This window comes from Acidobacteriota bacterium, assembly GCA_038040445.1.
GTDB lineage: Bacteria > Acidobacteriota > Blastocatellia > UBA7656 > UBA7656 > Onstottus_A > Onstottus_A frigus.
In genome coordinates this window covers 100,995-117,776 of record JBBPIG010000011.1, presented here as the reverse complement: position 1 = coordinate 117,776, position 16,782 = coordinate 100,995, and the positions used below count along the sequence as shown (strand labels likewise).

At 57.5% G+C, this 16,782-nt stretch carries 15 protein-coding genes; 6 read left to right on the top strand and 9 right to left on the bottom strand.

All coding sequences use genetic code 11. The annotated features are described in order from the left end of the window. The first annotated feature begins 153 nt into the window (after window positions 1-153). Entirely contained in the window at window positions 154-1,851 is a 1,698-nt protein-coding gene (locus tag AABO57_14020; GenBank protein ID MEK6286851.1) for a DnaJ domain-containing protein, read from the top strand. A 67-nt stretch (window positions 1,852-1,918) separates the two neighbouring features. Here the strand turns inward: AABO57_14020 and AABO57_14015 are convergent, their stop codons facing one another. From AABO57_14015 to AABO57_13990, 6 genes are all read right to left on the bottom strand, one after another. Then, window positions 1,919-2,689 (bottom strand): J domain-containing protein, encoded by a 771-nt coding sequence (locus AABO57_14015; GenBank protein MEK6286850.1) that lies wholly within the window; start codon window positions 2,687-2,689, stop codon window positions 1,919-1,921. A gap of 156 nt (window positions 2,690-2,845) precedes the next feature. Further along, window positions 2,846-3,358, bottom strand: a complete 513-nt coding sequence (gene ruvC, locus AABO57_14010) for a crossover junction endodeoxyribonuclease RuvC (protein MEK6286849.1) — start codon at window positions 3,356-3,358, stop codon at window positions 2,846-2,848. Between the two features lie 59 nt (window positions 3,359-3,417). After that, the gene (locus tag AABO57_14005) at window positions 3,418-4,161 is read right to left on the bottom strand and encodes a YebC/PmpR family DNA-binding transcriptional regulator (GenBank protein ID MEK6286848.1); all 744 of its coding nucleotides are present in this window, start codon (window positions 4,159-4,161) and stop codon (window positions 3,418-3,420) included. A gap of 5 nt (window positions 4,162-4,166) precedes the next feature. Further along, window positions 4,167-4,454: a DUF167 domain-containing protein gene (locus tag AABO57_14000; GenBank protein ID MEK6286847.1), complete on the bottom strand. Its 288-nt coding sequence runs from the start codon at window positions 4,452-4,454 to the stop codon at window positions 4,167-4,169. Window positions 4,455-4,458: 4 nt separating this feature from the next. Beyond that, entirely contained in the window at window positions 4,459-5,061 is a 603-nt protein-coding gene (locus AABO57_13995) for a YggT family protein (GenBank protein ID MEK6286846.1), read from the bottom strand. Between the two features lie 206 nt (window positions 5,062-5,267). Next, window positions 5,268-5,960, bottom strand: coding sequence for a YggS family pyridoxal phosphate-dependent enzyme (locus AABO57_13990; protein MEK6286845.1), 693 nt, complete (start codon window positions 5,958-5,960; stop codon window positions 5,268-5,270). 94 nt (window positions 5,961-6,054) lie between these two features. Between AABO57_13990 and AABO57_13985 the strand changes: the two genes are divergently transcribed. After that, a complete protein-coding gene (locus AABO57_13985; protein ID MEK6286844.1) occupies window positions 6,055-6,762 on the top strand; it encodes a DUF2293 domain-containing protein in 708 nt (235 codons plus the stop codon). On the opposite strand, the gene AABO57_13980 is transcribed toward AABO57_13985, so the two are convergent. Next, window positions 6,670-8,463, bottom strand: coding sequence for a hydantoinase B/oxoprolinase family protein (locus AABO57_13980; GenBank protein MEK6286843.1), 1,794 nt, complete (start codon window positions 8,461-8,463; stop codon window positions 6,670-6,672). The two genes, AABO57_13985 and AABO57_13980, sit on opposite strands and share 93 nt — an antisense overlap. 196 nt (window positions 8,464-8,659) lie before the next feature. Between AABO57_13980 and AABO57_13975 the strand changes: the two genes are divergently transcribed. Then, the gene (locus AABO57_13975) at window positions 8,660-9,574 is read left to right on the top strand and encodes a deoxyribonuclease IV (GenBank protein ID MEK6286842.1); all 915 of its coding nucleotides are present in this window, start codon (window positions 8,660-8,662) and stop codon (window positions 9,572-9,574) included. 75 nt (window positions 9,575-9,649) lie between these two features. Here AABO57_13975 and AABO57_13970 read toward each other — a convergent pair whose 3' ends face one another. Continuing rightward, entirely contained in the window at window positions 9,650-11,005 is a 1,356-nt protein-coding gene (locus AABO57_13970; GenBank protein MEK6286841.1) for a histidinol phosphatase, read from the bottom strand. 290 nt (window positions 11,006-11,295) lie between these two features. Between AABO57_13970 and AABO57_13965 the strand changes: the two genes are divergently transcribed. The 3 genes from AABO57_13965 to leuS are packed head-to-tail and all read left to right on the top strand — an operon-like array spanning window position 11,296 to window position 15,567. Further along, window positions 11,296-11,688 (top strand): DUF6883 domain-containing protein, encoded by a 393-nt coding sequence (locus AABO57_13965; GenBank protein MEK6286840.1) that lies wholly within the window; start codon window positions 11,296-11,298, stop codon window positions 11,686-11,688. Between the two features lie 12 nt (window positions 11,689-11,700). After that, a complete protein-coding gene (locus AABO57_13960) occupies window positions 11,701-12,936 on the top strand; it encodes a DUF4926 domain-containing protein (protein ID MEK6286839.1) in 1,236 nt (411 codons plus the stop codon). Window positions 12,937-12,957: 21 nt separating this feature from the next. Continuing rightward, window positions 12,958-15,567, top strand: a complete 2,610-nt coding sequence (leuS, locus tag AABO57_13955) for a leucine--tRNA ligase (protein MEK6286838.1) — start codon at window positions 12,958-12,960, stop codon at window positions 15,565-15,567. Window positions 15,568-15,700: 133 nt separating this feature from the next. Here leuS and AABO57_13950 read toward each other — a convergent pair whose 3' ends face one another. Continuing rightward, window positions 15,701-16,750, bottom strand: coding sequence for a hypothetical protein (locus tag AABO57_13950; GenBank protein MEK6286837.1), 1,050 nt, complete (start codon window positions 16,748-16,750; stop codon window positions 15,701-15,703). Between the last annotated feature and the right edge of the window lie 32 nt (window positions 16,751-16,782).

Below are 16,782 nucleotides of genomic sequence, written 5' to 3'. Positions count from 1 at the left end.
TTTCAAGGGTGCGCGTCAGATTTTCGAGACACGGAAGACTATTGCCTCTCACATGCATTCCATCTACAATGTGCCAGTACCGCTCCCGACTTGCCCTTATATCTCCACCCGCGGCTACCGCTCCCGTAGCCCACCGCCTCACAGGAAGCTCCGGTGCAAGGACAACTAGGCGAAAAACTTGTTCCCGATCTCATACGCGAGATAGCCCAGAAGAACTCAAGCGGATTGCTCCGGTTGTCGCGTGGTAAGGCGATCAAAGCAGTCTTTTTCGAATCTGGCGCGCCCACATTCGCCATCAGCAATCTTACAAACGAGCAACTCGACTTCAAGTTGATGAAGGAAGAGCTTGCGACCGCAGAACAGGTCGAGCGGGCCAAAGAGCTTGCCGGCAAGGCTCACCGTCTGGGCCCTGCGCTTGTCGAGATGGGGGTGCTCGAAGACGGACAAATGCGCAAGCTGGTCTCCGAGCAGGTAATGGAAATAATTATGTCGGTTTTCGAGTGGACGCAGGGAGACTACTCGTTTGACGAGCGAATCCGCGCGGCGCACGAAGTGACGCTCGGGCTGACCGCCGCGGACGTCTTGCTTCAAGGCGCGCGTCACGCCGCGGAAATTCCGCAGGTTGCTGATGCACTTGTTCCCGAGGACGCAGTAGTCCTCAGATCGAAGGCCAGTGGTCCGCGTGCCGATACGGGCAGTTTGATCCCTTTGGAGAGCTACATACTCTCGCGCATCGAATCCCCCACGGCGGTGAGTGAGGTGGGGGCGCTGAGCGGACTTGGAGACGCCGACGCCCACCGCGCGGTTTGCGCGCTGGTCGCCGCTGGTTTCTTGAAGCTTCTTGATCGCGACAAAGAAGACGAAGATCAATCCGCCGCCCGTGAGGCTGACGATTCGCTGGAACGTTTGCGCGAAGAAGTCGTTCGCAAGCTTCACTTTTCAACTTCGGCCGACTATTACGACCTACTGGGTGTGACCCGGCAAGCCACCACCGCCGAGATCAAGGCCGCTTACTATCATCTGGCCAAGAAGTATCACCCTGACCGTTATCATCAGCGCGACAGCGGCGATCTGCGAAACAAACTCGAAGCCCTGTTCGCGTCAATCACGCACGCCTATGACACGTTGAGCCAGCCGGCGCAGCGTGCTGGCTATGACGAGAAGATAAGAAGAGGATCGGCCTCGCTTCCCCAGAGTCAGCCCAGAACTCCGCCTTCGACTGGGTCCAATCCTGAGCCGGTCGTGAGCGAGCCTCGCGCGTCTGATGAAGAGCGCGCTCAGAGCGGCGACCTCAAGCCGTCGAACGGGCAACCGGGCAGCACCGATTCCTCAGCTAAGACTCTCCCACCGAAAACTCATGGTGAATCGGCCGCGGCCGAGCCGATTCCTAATCTGGGCGGTGGTCCTCAGCTTCCTCCCGCACAAAGGGCCGAGTTCTACTACCAGCAAGGACGAGCGCGTTTCGAGAGAAAGGAATACCACGCAGCAGTTCATCTGCTTCGTGAAGCAATCAAGCTGGACTCGAGTCGCGCTGCCTACCACTATCATCTTGGCATCGCTCTGATTCGCAATCCGCGGACCCGTCGCGATGCAGAACAACACTTAGCCAGAGCGGCCGAGCTGGAGCCTTACAATGCGCAGATTCGCGTGAAGCTTGGGATGCTATACAAGGAAGCGGGCCTGTCTAAGAAAGCTGAAAACTACTTTCGTGAGGCTCTCCAGCTAGACCCCGATAACAGGGCGGCGAAGCGCGAGATTGGTTCCGGCGCCGCCAAGAGCAAGGCCGCCAACGGCGGCAGCATCTGGAAATCGGATGTCGGCAGCATCGCGAAGAGGATTTTTAAGAAGTAGTCAGTAGTCCGTAGTCCGTCGTTTAGTTGACATCTCCGAGCTACGGACTACGGACTACGGACTACCTTCACGAGCGATCCAGCAGCCCACCGATACGTCGTATACTTCCAATGATCAGCACCACAATCGGCGGGTAGACAAACGCGCCCAGCAGCGTGCTCAAGCTCACCGCTGCGCCGTAGTGTCCCGGCACGAACTTGCTCACGACGTAGCCCAGCCCTATCGACACCAGATACCCGCACACCAGGAAGATCAACCCGGCTCTCCGGCTGATAGATTTGTCCTTCGGCACTTCCTGTTCGCGAAACACCGACGTGAGATGATCAGGGATGTGATAGGTATAGCGCGACAGCACGACTGCGAGGTTCTTCACAAGGTAAACAAGACCGTAGAGCGCCAAGGCAAGGATTACCATTCTACCGACCAGCCGCGATTCTTCGATCATCTTCGCTTTCGAAACCATCACATAGAACGCCGACAGAAACAGCGGCACGACGATCAACACCGCGTGGGAACGAGCCGCAGTTTCTTGTCGCTCTCGCGCCAGCCACTCGTCGACGAGGCGGTCAAAGTGACGCTGCATGGCTACGACTTCAGCCTGGCGAGACGCATAGAAAGTGCGTTGAGCGTCGAAGTATTGACCGCTGTCGTAAGCCGCGCGCCGCCGCGGATCGCTCAGCACTTGATAGGCGCGGTTGATGCGCACAAAGCGCGCGGCGGAATCGGGCGAAGCGGAAACGTCCGGATGATATTTGCGCGCCAGCCTTCGATAAGCCGACTTGATTTCGTCGGAGGTCGCGCGAGGAGTTAGTCCAAGAATGCCGTAGAGGTCCGTCATGGTTCCAGCATCAATCCATAAAGTGGGCGCTCTACCTTTGAGGGCCTGCCGGCGGTGCTACTGATCGCGCTTTAGGAACTGGATGGTTCCGAAAGCGCTCGCCGTTCGCAACCTGCCTCGGGGAAGCCACCTGGCCCTGTTGACAAGCTTATATTACTACCGGTGTGCGCCGCGCTCAATAGGGCTAAACCGTGCCGCGGTCGAAGCCGTGTTTGCGTGGCAGATCGCCGTTGCCAGCGCATCGGACGCGTCGAGCGGGCGAGGCGGCTGCTCCAACTTCAGAAGCAAGCGCACCATCTCCTGCACCTGTTGCTTTTCGGCGCGCCCGTAGCCGACAAGAGCCGACTTTATCTCGAGCGGCGAGTACTCAAACACCTCGACTCCCGCCCGCGCGGCCGCCAGCAAGACCACTCCGCGCACGTGGCCGAGCTTGAGCGCCGTATTCACGTTGACGGCATAGAACGTCTCTTCAACGGCGCAGGCCTGAGGCATAAGCCGCGCGATTACTTCTTCCAGCTTCTCGCTGATGACCAGCAGCCGTTCGGCGAATGCCAGCCTGGCCGGCGCGCGTATGCCCGCGTATTCAATCAGCTCGTAGCTGCGCCCGTCACTTTCAATGACGCCATAGCCCGTCGTATCGCTCCCGGGATCAACGCCCATCACGCGCAGGAGAGTTCCCTTTGCCGCGAACGAGCGTCGTGATACAGGCTCATTGCCGAAATTGGAAGTCAACCCGCCGCCTCCATCTCCTCCGCCGGTATGTCGAAGTTGGCTGCAACGTTCGAGACATCGTCGTTGTCTTCGAGCGCTTCCATCAAGCGGAGAACCTGCTGAGCCGTGGAGCCGGTGACTTGAACGGAGTTTGCCGGACGCATCATGACGTCTGATGAAATCGGCTCGAGGCCGGCGGCTTTGATAGCATCGAGCACCGCGTTGAAGTCCTCAGGCGAGGTGATGACTTCCCAGGCCTCTTCATCGCCCGCAACATCTTCGGCGCCGGCTTCGAGCGCAAGTTCCATCATCTTCTCTTCGTCGGCCGCGTTCTTTTCGATGATGATCGCGCCCTTCTTCTGAAACATCCACGCGACCGAGCCCGACTCGCCGAGGTTGCCGCCGTTCTTCGAGAAGATGTGCCGAACCTCGGCGACCGTGCGAACGCGATTGTCAGTCTGGCACTCGACAAAGACGGCAACACCGCCGGGCCCGTAGCCCTCATAGGTAATGTCCTCGATGGCTGCGCCCGCGATCTCGCCGGTGCCACGTTTGACCGCATTCATCATTGTGTCCTTGGGCATGTTGAGCGCTTTGGCGTCGTCCATCGCTTTGCGAAGCCGCGGATTGCCAAAAGGATCACCGCCGCCTCTCGCCGCTACTGTCAATTCCTTTATCAGCTTCGAGAAAGCCCTGCCGCGCTTGGCGTCAAGCGCTCCCTTCTTATGCTTGATCGAACTCCACTTTGAATGTCCCGACATTGAGTCTACCTCCCTAGCGCCTCATTAACGCGCCGGGCGCTGATGTCGCGAATGCGAATCACCTTGTCGCGCGATGAATCTCCCGAGATGATTTCAACCGATGTTGCGCTCACCTTCAGCAGCTTTGCAAGGAAGCGTCTGCATTCTTCGTTCGCCTTGCCGTCGACGGGCGGCGCCGCGACCTTCAACTTTAGCCCGCCGGCGTACTCGCCGGCTATTTCAGTTCGTGGCGCGCGAGGTTGAACTCTTAACTTGATAGTGACCGCGCCATCTTTTTCATTGAGTTCGAGCACCGTCTCACCAACTTGATCGGCCTACCAGCTCTGCCAGGAAGCCGGTGAGAATCTGCACAAGGAACATAGCTACGATCGGTGAAAAATCAAACATGCCTGCGACGAAAATTCGGCGAAGCGGCTTAAGTAACGGTTCGGTGATTACGAACAGGAAATGAAACGATTTGTTCCTATAGCCAACGCCGAAGAATGGCAGGAATAACCTTAAGAAAATCGCCACAACATAGAGGAGTCCCACCAGCCTTATCAGCTCGCCCACCATCCCGCTCGACGCTATTGCGCCCAACTGAGTGTTCCTTCCGATAGCGCCAAGAATGCTGCCAAGCTGTCCGATCGTGCCGGAGATGAACAAGCCTGTGACTAGAATCAGCACGCCCATCACGAGCGGGATCAAATCATAGCGCAGGTAGCGGCCGCCGCCGAATTGAGCCCGTGCCGGACGAACCAGCGGCTCGGTTATGCGCGTCAGGTGATAAGGGATTCGCCCGAACGGATTCGCTCCCAGCCATGTCAGCAGCACTCGCAGGAATAAAAGCGAGGCGACGGCAATCGTCCCCCAGAAGACAACCAGTGATATACCGTATAACGCAAGTACGATTAGATTCAATCTCACTCCTCAGTAGTTAGAAGGCAGAAGGCAGGAGGGAGAAGGCAGAAGGCAGAAGGCAGAAGGCAGAAGGCAGAGGACAGTTTGCCGACCCGCGGCGTGCAACTGCATTCTGCCCTCTGCATTCTGCTTTCTGCCTTCTGCCTTCTGCATTCTCCCTCCTGCCTACTCCCTCCTGCCTTCTGCTTTCTGTCTTCTGCCTTCTGTCATTCCCGTGATCCAAAAATCGCAGTGCCGACTCGAACCATCGTCGCGCCTTCCTCGATCGCTTCCTCAAAGTCGTGGCTCATTCCCATCGACAGTTCGGTCAGCCTTTGCTCCGGCCGGCGACCCCGGTTCATGCCTTCCATTATCTCGCGCAGTCTTCGAAAGTAAGGTCGCGTCTGCTCGGGCGAATCGAAAAAAGGCGGCAATGTCATCAGTCCGCGGAACTCGAGGTGACTAGCTGAATCCAGAGCTTCGATGATTGCCGGCAACTCGCCTTCGTCAGCGCCCGACTTAGTCGACTCGTGTGCGAGATCGACCTGCGCAAGCACCACGGGCCTTAGCCCCATCTCGCCTGCGATTCGGTCGAGCCGCTCGGCCAACTGGCCGCTATCAATCGTATGAATCACATCGAAGGTCTCAACTGCTTGCCGGGCCTTGTTCGACTGCAAATGGCCTATTAGATGCCACCGGACGTCTCCCTTGATCATCGCAGCTTTCGAGATGCCCTCTTGCACGCGGTTCTCGCCGAGGTCGCTCGCGCCTGCAAGCACCGCCTGCTGCACGGTCGCTGGATCGAATGTCTTGGAGACGGCGATGAGGGTTATGTCTTCGGCGCTTCGGCCGGCGCGTTCAGCTGCTCGCGCGATCTGATCACGAACTCGCGCGAGCCGCTCTCGGATTTCTTCGGACATTGCGCGGGAATCTTATCAGCGGCCGTCAGATGGTGACAAGCAAGCTGACATTGGCGCGACTGGGCCAAGCCACAGTTATGTTGAAAACCTCTTCGTGTCGGTGCAAAATGCCCGCATGCCTGGCGTCGAAAAGCGCGAAGATCTGGTCGTGTTCATATTGCGCCGCACCTCCTCAACCTGCGGGGAGTGCGGAAGGGATCTGCTTAAGGGAAATCTGATCCGGCTTCAAGGTGAGAAAGGTGCGCTGTGTTTGGAGTGCGCGGATCTGGATCATCTCGAGTTCCTGCCGCGAGGTGACGCGGCAATAACGCGAAGATCGACAAAGTATTCAAAGCTCTGGGCTGTCGTGGTCGAGTGGTCTCGCAGCCGCAAGCGCTATGAGCGTCAAGGAATCCTTGCCGAGCCAGAAGCCATCGAGCGCGCGCTGGCCGAGTCGGAGGCCGACTCCGAAGAGCGCGCCAGGCGTCGCGAGAGAGAAGCGGTGCGCCGTGAGAGTCTCGATCGCAAATACGTAGCCGAGTTTGCTCAGGCGATTCGCGAACAGTTTCCAAGCATCCCTTCCGGGGCGGATATCAAGATCGCAGAGCACGCTTGTTTGAAGCACAGCGGACGAGTCGGCCGTTCCGCTGCGGCAAAGTCGTTCGAGCCCGACGCTGTGTTCCTCGCAGTTCGAGCTCACGTGCGGCACGCGTACACCGACTATGATGAGCTACTGTTCAAGCACGATGATCGGCAGCTTGCGCGCGACAGAGTGAGAGACAAAATTGAAACGGTCTTGGATGAATGGAGGATGTCGACTTGATCGACTTGGGGTGCCGGGTACCCTATTTCTTATTTTTGCCTTTTTACTTTCTTGCCCCCATCCCCCGCCGCCGGGCGTCTCGATGCGAATGCGATCGCCCGCGTTGGCGTGAACGGAATCCTTTCCAGCCAGGACTAGCTCGCCGTTCTTGGTGACCAGCACAGTTCGGCCCGGCGCCCCCGGCTCGCCGCCGTTCAAACCATAAGGCCGGGTCTTTCGCCGATCAGAAAGGATCGTCACCCGCGCATCGGTTAGCAATTCCAGCTCGCGTACGATTCCGTCGCCTCCCCGAAATTGGCCCCCACCGCCGCTTCCGCGGCGTATCGAATATCGGAGCACACGCATCGGGTATGCGTATTCCATCGCCTCGGCAGGCGTGTTAAGCGAGTTGGTCATATGCGTATGAATCCCGTCTATGCCATCTAATCCGGGCCGCGCACCCAGGCCGCCCGCAACGGTTTCGTAATAAGCGAACGGCTTACCGGTGCGCCGGTCCGTTCCGCCTATCGTGAGATTGTTCATCGTTCCCTGGCTCGCCGCGGGTACGGGCGCGCCGGCTTTCGACAGCGCGAGCAGCACCGTGTCTACTATTCGCTGAGAAGTCTCAACATTCCCACCGGCCACCGCGGCAGGCGGACGAGCGTTGACCACCGTTCCCATCGGAGCGATTACCTTGATCGGTTGCAGGATGCCCCAACTCGCGGGAACGTTCATCGGGATCAAGCAGCGAAAGACGTAATAGACCGCCGAAACGGTGATCGCTTCGACGGCGTTGATGGGGCCGCGCACTTGCGGGGCGCTGCCAGTGAAATCGACGGTGGCGCGATCGCCTTTAATCTCTATGCGAACCGCTATGCGCACAGGATCGTTCGAATAGCCATCGTCGTCGAGAAAGTCTTCGGCCTCGTAAACGCCGTCGGGCAAGTCACGAATGACGCGGCGCATCATCTCGGCGGTGTAGTTGACCAGGTGCGTCGCGTAAAGATCGGCTTCTTTGAAACCATAGCGCTCTACTATTTCGAGCAGCCGCTTTTGGCCGGTTGCAATCGCGCCGAGCTGCGCGGTCAGATCGCCTTCGCGTTCTTCGGGGATTCGAACGTTAGCGGAGATCAGCCTCATCACGTCGTCGTTGACCAGGCCGCCGATCATCAATCGCACTGGAGGAATCCGCAAACCCTCTTGATAAATCTCATCCGCGCGACCCATCGAGCCCGGCGTCGCGCCTCCGATGTCCGCGTGGTGAGCCCTGTTGGCCACGTAAAACAGGGGCCGGTCAGAAGGCAGAAGGGGTTCGTCAGAAGGCAGTCGTTCGCTTCTACTCGCCTGCCTCCTGCCTTCCGCCTTCTGCCTTCTGCTTTCTGCCTTCTGCCTTCTTTCGCCGTACACCGCGGCCACCATTGTTACATCGGGTAGATGAGTTCCCCCTGCGTATGGGTCGTTGAGAACAACGATATCGCCGGGGCCGAGATCGACGGTCTCAAGCGCGGCCCTCACGGACATAGGCATCGAGCCGAGGTGAACAGGCATGTGATCGCCCTGCGCGATGAGCGTGCCTTCGCTGTTGAAGACGGCGCACGAGTAGTCTCGGCGCTCTTTGATATTGGGCGAGAAGGCCGAGCGGCGAAGGCTAACGCCCATCTCTTCGGCGACGGAGGAATAGAGTGATTTGAAGATTTCGAGCTTGACCGGGTCAGCTTTCATTAGAGCGACAGTTTACCACGGAGACTTCAAAGACGTATCCGCGCAAATCAGGCGAATCAGCGGCATCCGTGGTCTATTCGGCGTTGGCAATGCGATTCTCACGAACTCATAGACCACCGATGACGCGGGTTTGACGGATTCGCGCCGATTTTTGATCGCTTTGCGACCCGGTAGCTTTGTGTTGAAATTGTGCCTTGTGAGCAAGAACATCACTCCGCGAATGGGCGTTCACACCTCGATAGCCGGAGGCCTGCTGAACGCGATCACCCGGGCCGACGCGCTAGGCTGCGACTGTCTTCAAATCTTCGCTCGCAATCCCCGAGGTTGGGCGGCTCGTGAGCTGACGCATGCCGAGATCACCGAGTTCCGCGATGCGCGCGCGAAAACCGGCCTGTGGCCGCTGGTGATTCATTCGGTCTACCTGATCAACCTTGCTGCGACCGACCCAATGCTGCTGGCAAGGTCTCGCGCCGCATTCCGAGAAGAGCTCGAACGTGGGCTGGCGCTCGGGGCTGATTACCTGGTCGTTCATCCGGGCAATCCCGGAGTAGCGCCAGTCGATATCGGAATCGCAACCGCCGTCGAATCAATCCGCGAGGCGGCGCGGGGTCTCAAGTTGAAAGGCGCTGCGCCGAAAGCCGCCGGCGCTGGGCGCAAGAACGCTCTTACAATATTGATCGAGAACACAGCCGGGCAAGGCACGTCTATCGGCAGCGACTTCAATCAAATGGCGAGCTTGCTCGAGGCGCTTGGTGATCTGCCGGTGGATGTATGTCTCGATACCGCGCACACATTCGCATCGGGGTACGACATCTCGACGGGTGTTGGATTGAAGACGACAATCGCGGCAATCGACCGGTCGTTTGGAGTCGACCGGATCAAGGTCATCCATTGCAATGACTCAAAGGCTCCGCTTGGCTCGCGCGTCGATCGACACCAGCATATCGGGCTCGGTCACATCGGCGCGGATGCGTTCCGGCGTGTGACGCATAACGCTAACCTTCGGGGAATCCCTTTTATCCTGGAGACTCCCGTCGACAAGGAGAGAGGTTACGAGTGGAATCTCGCTCGCCTTCGCGAAATTGCAGAAGAGCATGGAGTTCAGCTTTAGCCTGCGTTCGTTCTGATTGACCGAGCAAGAGCAGGCTAAAGCCTGAACTCCATGCTCTTCTGATAGTCTCGAGTATCAGCGGATGTAGATTGGGTTCGAGTAGATCCACGGGCGCTGCTCGCCGTCCACCTCGAGCCAGGCTTCGATGCGATACACGCCGGACGTCTTCACATCGAAATCGACGCGGCTTGTCTTCGCGGACTGAATCACCTCGCCGTTGCGGATCAGCTTCATTGTGCACTCAACGGGAGTTGCCGCGGTCAGCTTGAGCTCACTGCCGAGCTTAACCTCATCGCCCATTATCAAGTTGGGTTGCTTGCCGGTTCGAGCAATGAACGCGAAGCCGGTCGAGTCGCAGAGCCAATCGTGCGCGACGTAAGCGTGACCGCGCCTGAGCGCCTCGCGCACGGCGGGTTCCGTAAGCTCGCGCGCCAGAATATGAGTTGATACGTAGCTCAAGCTGCGCTCGTAAGGATCGAAGTCTAGTCGCGCAATCAACTCGCCCGGCTTTCTTCCTTTCACCAGCGCGGCTACGCCGGGAAGCTTGTCGACAGTCACGCGAGTCGTCGTCGGTTTGCTTGTGATGTAGCCGACTTCGACTGTGTTCTCATCGATCGCGGTAACGGTGAACACCTGGTTGTGATGACAATCGTTTGCCGCGACTCCGGTGAGCTTATGCTGCTGCGCATCGCGGTCCCACTTGGCGATGATGTCTGCCAGGTAATCCTGCTGCGCGCCGAAGACTTCTTCCGGGTATTCATTGAGCGCGGCGACAAGCTCCGGCAGCCGCACCGCATCGGTGAGCGAGCCTTGCAGCCAGAGGTTGAATGCGCCCTCGCCCTTCACATCGGTGTGATGATTGTAGATCTCGAGCCCATCGAGTTGATCGGTTGGCCAGTCGGCGCGCTCTTCGACGTGAGACAGAAAGATGTTTCCGCCGCCCTTGCGAACCAGTTCGACATACTGTTCGCGTGAACCGGGTTCCAATCCCTTGATCGACTTGATCGGGAACGACAAGAAACCACGGTCTTCGGAGCCGGGAATGAACAGCACTCCTTCGTGAAGACCCCGCCAACTGTCGTTGATAACGTCGCGTTCGGGCCGGACGTGATCGGTGAGCATCACGATGTGAACGCCGGCTCGCCTGGCCGCGGCAAGCAACTCCGGCCGCGTCCCGCCGGTGTGCGTCGAGTCCTCGGCGTGAGCGTGCAGGACGGCGCGATAGTCGTTGTAGCCGGTTTCCAGCGAGACTGGTTTGCGTTCGGCGGCGAAACGCGTGCGGTCGGCGTGAACGGCTCTGAGTCGCTCGATCTTCATTCGTTCGATGCTTGTGTATTTTCGCCCGGGTCCCAGGCGCGGCGCGGTCTGCGCAGCGAGTGACCCGGCAAAAAGGGTGGCTATCAACAATGCCGAATTGGTTTGCTTGATCATTGAGCGTATTGGGTCGAAGCCTGTCTCGTCGCTAACGTAGTATCGGCATTCGCACGCGCGTCCACAAGAGCGTGAGCAATAACTTTCGCGTTCAGACGACCGGAGTCTGCTGGGTGAGCCGGTGAACAGGGCCAGCCGGGTCACGGGAGTTTTTGAAGACGCCTTTCACCTTCACGTACCTTGAAGTTCCGTCGTGTACCATTTATCTTAGAGACTCCTGGGGATAAGGAGCGAGCTACGACCGGAAGGTTGCACGACGGCGTAAGTTGGCTGGTTTAAGCGGAGCGTCGATGGCAGATGATGGCCGGAACATACATCCCCACGCATTACCGAATTACCAGAATGCCGAGATCGCTCGCGAGAAGCTCGAAGGCTATGCACTGAACCCAAATCATGAGGCCGCGCGACCTGATGGCTCTAGTGGCAAGGATAAGGCAAGAGTATTCAAGGCTGCGCTTGGATTTGATCAGTCAAATTGGGAAATCCTGAAGCAACGCATATTGGATGAGCTACCATATCACGAAGCCGTTTTTGAGGCTGAGAGGAAAAACTGGGGGAAGGCGTATCGGGTCGATATGCCGATATTGGGAGTAAATGGCAGCACGAAGAATGTGCGGACGGCTTGGATAGTAAGGCACGGTAAGGATGATCCGAGCCTAGTTACCCTGTTGGTACTCCCATAAAGGAGGTTGACCATGCTCAAAACCAGAACAGCGAATCTGCTGGATAACGTGGAGTTGGTCGAGGATCTGCCTGAGTACGGTGTGACGCGTGGCGAGCAAGGGGTTGTAGTCGAAGTCTTTGATGAGCCTGAGGAAGGGTATATCTTGGAGTTCGTGGACCCATCGGGAACGTCATCGAGACTCGCCTACTGGGTGACGCCGAGCCAGATCAAGAGGGTGACTCCAAGGAAAGCCCAGGAGCTTGAGGTCGTAGAACTCGCTGAGGATTTGCCGGAGTACGCCGTCAAGAAGGGGGAGCGAGCAGTTGTCACAACGGCATTTAGCGAGCCGGACGAAGCATACGATCTGGAATTCGTCGATGAGTCCGGCACGTCGTCGAGGTTCGCCTATTCGGTAAGGCCGAACCAAATCCGGACGCAAGAGGAAGTCGCCAAGGAAGTCTTCGAAGCGGGTAGAACTCTTTTCGGTCAAGGCAACCACCTGGAGGCGGAGTCGAGGTTCAGAGAAGCCGTCGCGCTAAGCCCAGGTTACATAGGCGTTCTGCACAACGACCTCGTTAGAACTCTTAGCGATTCCGCCGATTGGCCGCGTCACATTTGGGCTATGCGATTCGTGCTTAGAATCGATAGTACCTACGAACTCGCGCGATATAATCTCGCAATTGCATACCTCAAGTATGGTGTTGAACAAGCAGGCCAGGAGAACCTAAGGTTTGCGGGAGAGATCTTTCTAGAAGCGATTGCTGTTCAGCCAAACCCGGATCCTGGGTTTGAAGAACTGATACAAACAAACCTAGCGTGTGTTCACACGTCGTTAGGAATTCAGGCGTACGAGCAGGGCAGGTTGGAACAGGCTGTTGCAGATATGCTTCGGGCTTGTGCGTATCGACCGGGCGAGGCAACCAGACGGAATGTTGGATTGGCTCATGCGATGCTGGCCGTCTCCGATGTTGAAGCAAACAGATTCGAGAAAGCAATCCAAGAGTTTGAGCGGGCCGAAGACGCTGGTTTCATTGCGCCTGAGTCACTTAACGATTATGGCGTCGCGCTAGCTAGAGTAGGGCGGACTGCTGAGGCTGTCGCAACGTTCGAGAGAGCATTAGTGCTGGCGCCAGACGACGAAGTTGTGAAGGCTAACCTTGGTTTAGCAGAAGCCCAACAGGCAGCCGCGTTAACCTTGTCTGTCATCCCAGCGAAGTTCGAGCCCACTCTCGCAGCGCAGACCCGGCAATATGAATTAGCCGCATAGGCGACGACTGATTATGGCAGGATGAAAGAAAAATACTTCCCCCAAGAGATCGAACAAAAGTGGCAGAAGCGCTGGGCCGATGAGAAGACCTTTGAGGTCAAAGAAGACCCCGGCCGTGAAGAGTTCTATTGCCTCGAAATGCTCGCCTACACCTCCGGGCGCGCGCACATCGGGCACGTCTCAAACTTTGCGATCGGGGACGCACTAGCCTGGTACAAGCGGATGCGCGGCTTCAACGTGCTTCACCCGTTCGGATGGGACGCGTTCGGCCAGCCTGCTGAAACCGCGGCAATCAAGGACGGCACCGATCCCGAGAAGTTCACTCGCGACGCGATCGCTTACATGAAGTGGCAGTTTCAGCGCATGGGCCTCAGCTATGACTGGTCGCGCGAGATTGCCACTTGCGATCCCGAGTACTACAAGTGGAACCAGTGGTTCTTCATTCGAATGTGGGAGCGCGGGATGCTCTATCGCAAGCTCGCGCCGGTCAACTGGTGCCCCAAGGAAAATATCTCGCTGTCGAATGAGCAAGCGTCGGGCGGAGTCTGCTGGCGATGCGACACGCCGGTCATTCAGAAGCAGTTGTTGCAGTGGTTCGCGCGAATCACCGACTACGCGGATCAACTGCTCGAAGGATTGAATCAACTGGAAGGCGGCTGGCCCGAGCGCGTGCTCTCCATGCAACGCAACTGGATCGGCAAAAGCCTGGGCGCAGAGGTTCGTTTCGAGGTTGATGCCGCAGACGAGTCGATAACAGTATTCACGACACGCATCGACACGATCTTCGGCGCCAACGCGATCATTCTGGCGCCCGCGCATCCGTCGCTGTTGAAGATCCTCGAAGGCAAGCCGCAGCGCGGCGAAGTGTTGGCCTTCGCCGAGAAACTCAAGCAAGAGCAACGCAGCGGCCGCATCGACGAGCTCGAGAAGCACGGCATCTTCACCGGATGCTACGCGATCAATCCGTTCAACCAGGAGCGCGTACCGATATGGATCGCGACCTTCGTGCTGATCGAGTACGGAACGGGCGCGATTATGTCCGTGCCGTCGGGCGATCAACGCGATTTCGAGTTCTCGCGCAAATACAACTTGCCGTTTCGCCAGATCAAGCTGAACGCCGAGGGCCGAGAGATTCCAGCGGAAGAAATGGAATCGGCCGACGAGGCGTGGACTAATACGGTGAACACCGGTGAGTGGAGCGGGTTGCCTTCAGCGGAAGCGAATCGCTTGATGATCGAGTACGCCGAAGCTCACGTGTTTGGACGCGCGTCGATCACCTACAAGCTGCGCGACTGGGGAATTTCCCGCCAGCGATACTGGGGCACGCCGGTGCCGATGATTCACTGTGAACGCGACGGCATCGTTGCGGCGCCGGACGAGCAGCTTCCAGTGGTCTTGCCCAAGGGAGTCAATCTGAAAGTGGAAGGCGGGTCGCCGCTTGATCACGTGCCCGACTTTGTAAACGTGAACTGCCCGAAGTGTGGCGGCCCGGCGAAGCGCGACACCGATACGATGGACACGTTCGTCGATTCGAATTGGTATTACTTTCGTTACTGCGATCCGCACAACGACCAGATGTCGTTCGATCCGGCGAAGGTCCACTACTGGATGCCGGTCGATCAGTATATCGGCGGGATCGAGCACGCGGTGATGCACCTGATCTACACGCGTTATTGGTGCAAGGTGATGCGCGATATGGGGCTGGTGAAGTTCGATGAGCCGATCAAGAGACTGCTCACTCAGGGGATGATCTGCAAGGAGACTCTCAAGTGCCCCGAGCATGAATGGCTCTTTCCCGAGCAGGTGACCGAGGAGAGAACTTGCCGGATTTGCGGAAAGCCGATCGAGGCCGGGCGCAGCGAGAAGATGTCAAAGTCGAAGAACAACGCGGTCGACCCGATCGAGATGATCAACATTCACGGCGCGGACCCGCTGCGCATGTTCGTGCTGTTTGCCGGCCCTCCCGAGAAAGACAAGGAATGGTCTGACACCGGATTCGAAGGCGCTTCCAGGTACTTGCAACGCGTCTGGCGAATCGCTTACAAGTGGCAGAGCCGCTTTGCGGGAGCCAGCGGCGGATCGACGAACCAAATCGAGCTTGACGAGCTTAACGGGCATCAGCGGGCTCTGCGTCGCCGCACGCATCAGATCATCCGCTCGATAACCGAGAACTTTGAAGAGCGGCTGCACTTGAACACGTGCATCTCGTCGTTGATGGAGCTGACCAACGCGATCTACGCTTTCGATCAAGCCGTCGAAAAGAACGGCGCGCCGGGCGAACTGGATGCACAAGTCGCGCGTGAAGCATTCGAGGCCTTGATGCCGATGCTGGCGCCTTTCGCTCCTCACATATCCGAAGAACTGTGGGAGAGCTTCGGCCATTCTGAGAGCCTGTCGCGCGCCAGATGGCCGGAGTTCAGCGCCGAGCTTGCGCGTGAAGAAGAGATCGAAGTCGCCGTGCAAGTAAACGGCAAGCTGCGCAGCCGCATCGTCGCAAGCCCGGACGCCAGCGAAGACGAGTTGCGCGCGGCGGCGCTCGCCGATGAAAAAATCAAAGCCGCCACTGCCGGCAGCGAAGTTGCGAAAGTGATTGTGATCCGGCGGAAACTCGTTAATGTCGTGGTCAAGTGACCGACTGGAACGATGTTTACTTCGAATGAAGGCTGCAAAGCTCGCCAAGATCAGAATAGATTCTCGGATCCTGGCGAGCTTGCCGTATTGGTCGCAGAACCGCGAAACTCGAGCGATGTGAGCATCGCTAGTTCTACTTGCTCTTGTCCTCCCTCTGGCTTGCCTGCCTGGGTGTTTCTCCGGGCTCAGGAGGCGTCTGCGTCTGCTTTGGAGACTTCTGTCCTTCTTCCGGCGCTTTGCCAGCCGAGCGGATATTGATAACTTTATTGAGCATGTCGAACCAGAACGGCGCGCCCAGGGAAACGGCTATTGCCGTAAGCAGCAGACCAAGAAGCTTCTTTAGCCAACCTCCCCAGTCAAATGGATTAACCAGTGGCGGATATCGGGGATCCTGGACATCCGGGTGGTTAGGATCCCTCTGAGCCCAGCCGATAGGAACGCCGAGGTTTTGTATCTGCTGTTTGTACCCGTCTAGTTTCTTTTTAGCTTTAGCCTCCTCAGAATCTGCCGTAGGCTCTTTTGGAGTCAGAAGCGTAGCTTTATTTTCCTCAACAAATTTCTGCGCTTCGGCGACAACTGAAGCGCGCAATGCGGGGTCGCTTGACAGGCTCTTGCCAATCAGGATGCTATCGGCATTGGCGAGTATCGTGACCAGAGCGGCCAGGATGATGGTTATTATTTGCGACTTTCTCTTGTACCAACCAGAAACGCGTTCCATCGCGTTATTGAACCAGATTTCGATAGCCTCCTCGAACTTTTTGAGGTCATGCCCAGCCTCGTCCAACAATACTGCAAGCGTTTTCTTGAGGTCACCATTGGGCAGCCCATTGATCGCATCCTGAACCTTGGCTAAGGCTCTGGGGCCTGAGGGATCAACAGGGCAGATGATGTCCAACAAAGAAAGAACAAACGTGCGAGAAGGGATATATGAAGGCCCCTTCTTACCCTTGTAGAGGCTCTTGACCAGAGGATGCTCGTAGAGCTTCTTCGCGAAATCCTGATCACCCGCACCATTGAGGATGTTTCGGACTCCCACAGCAAGGTTCGTCGCCCGCCATTTCAACCAGGCGGCAATCAACTCGCTGAGCGAAGTGACTATCAAGGCCAACAGCAAATAGATGAAGATCATGCCGGTGGCAACGTCAAGTATCGCTGAACCAAACATCGGTTTTTCCTCCTTCACCCACTAATGCCATTGGGTGTGAATTCATTTCA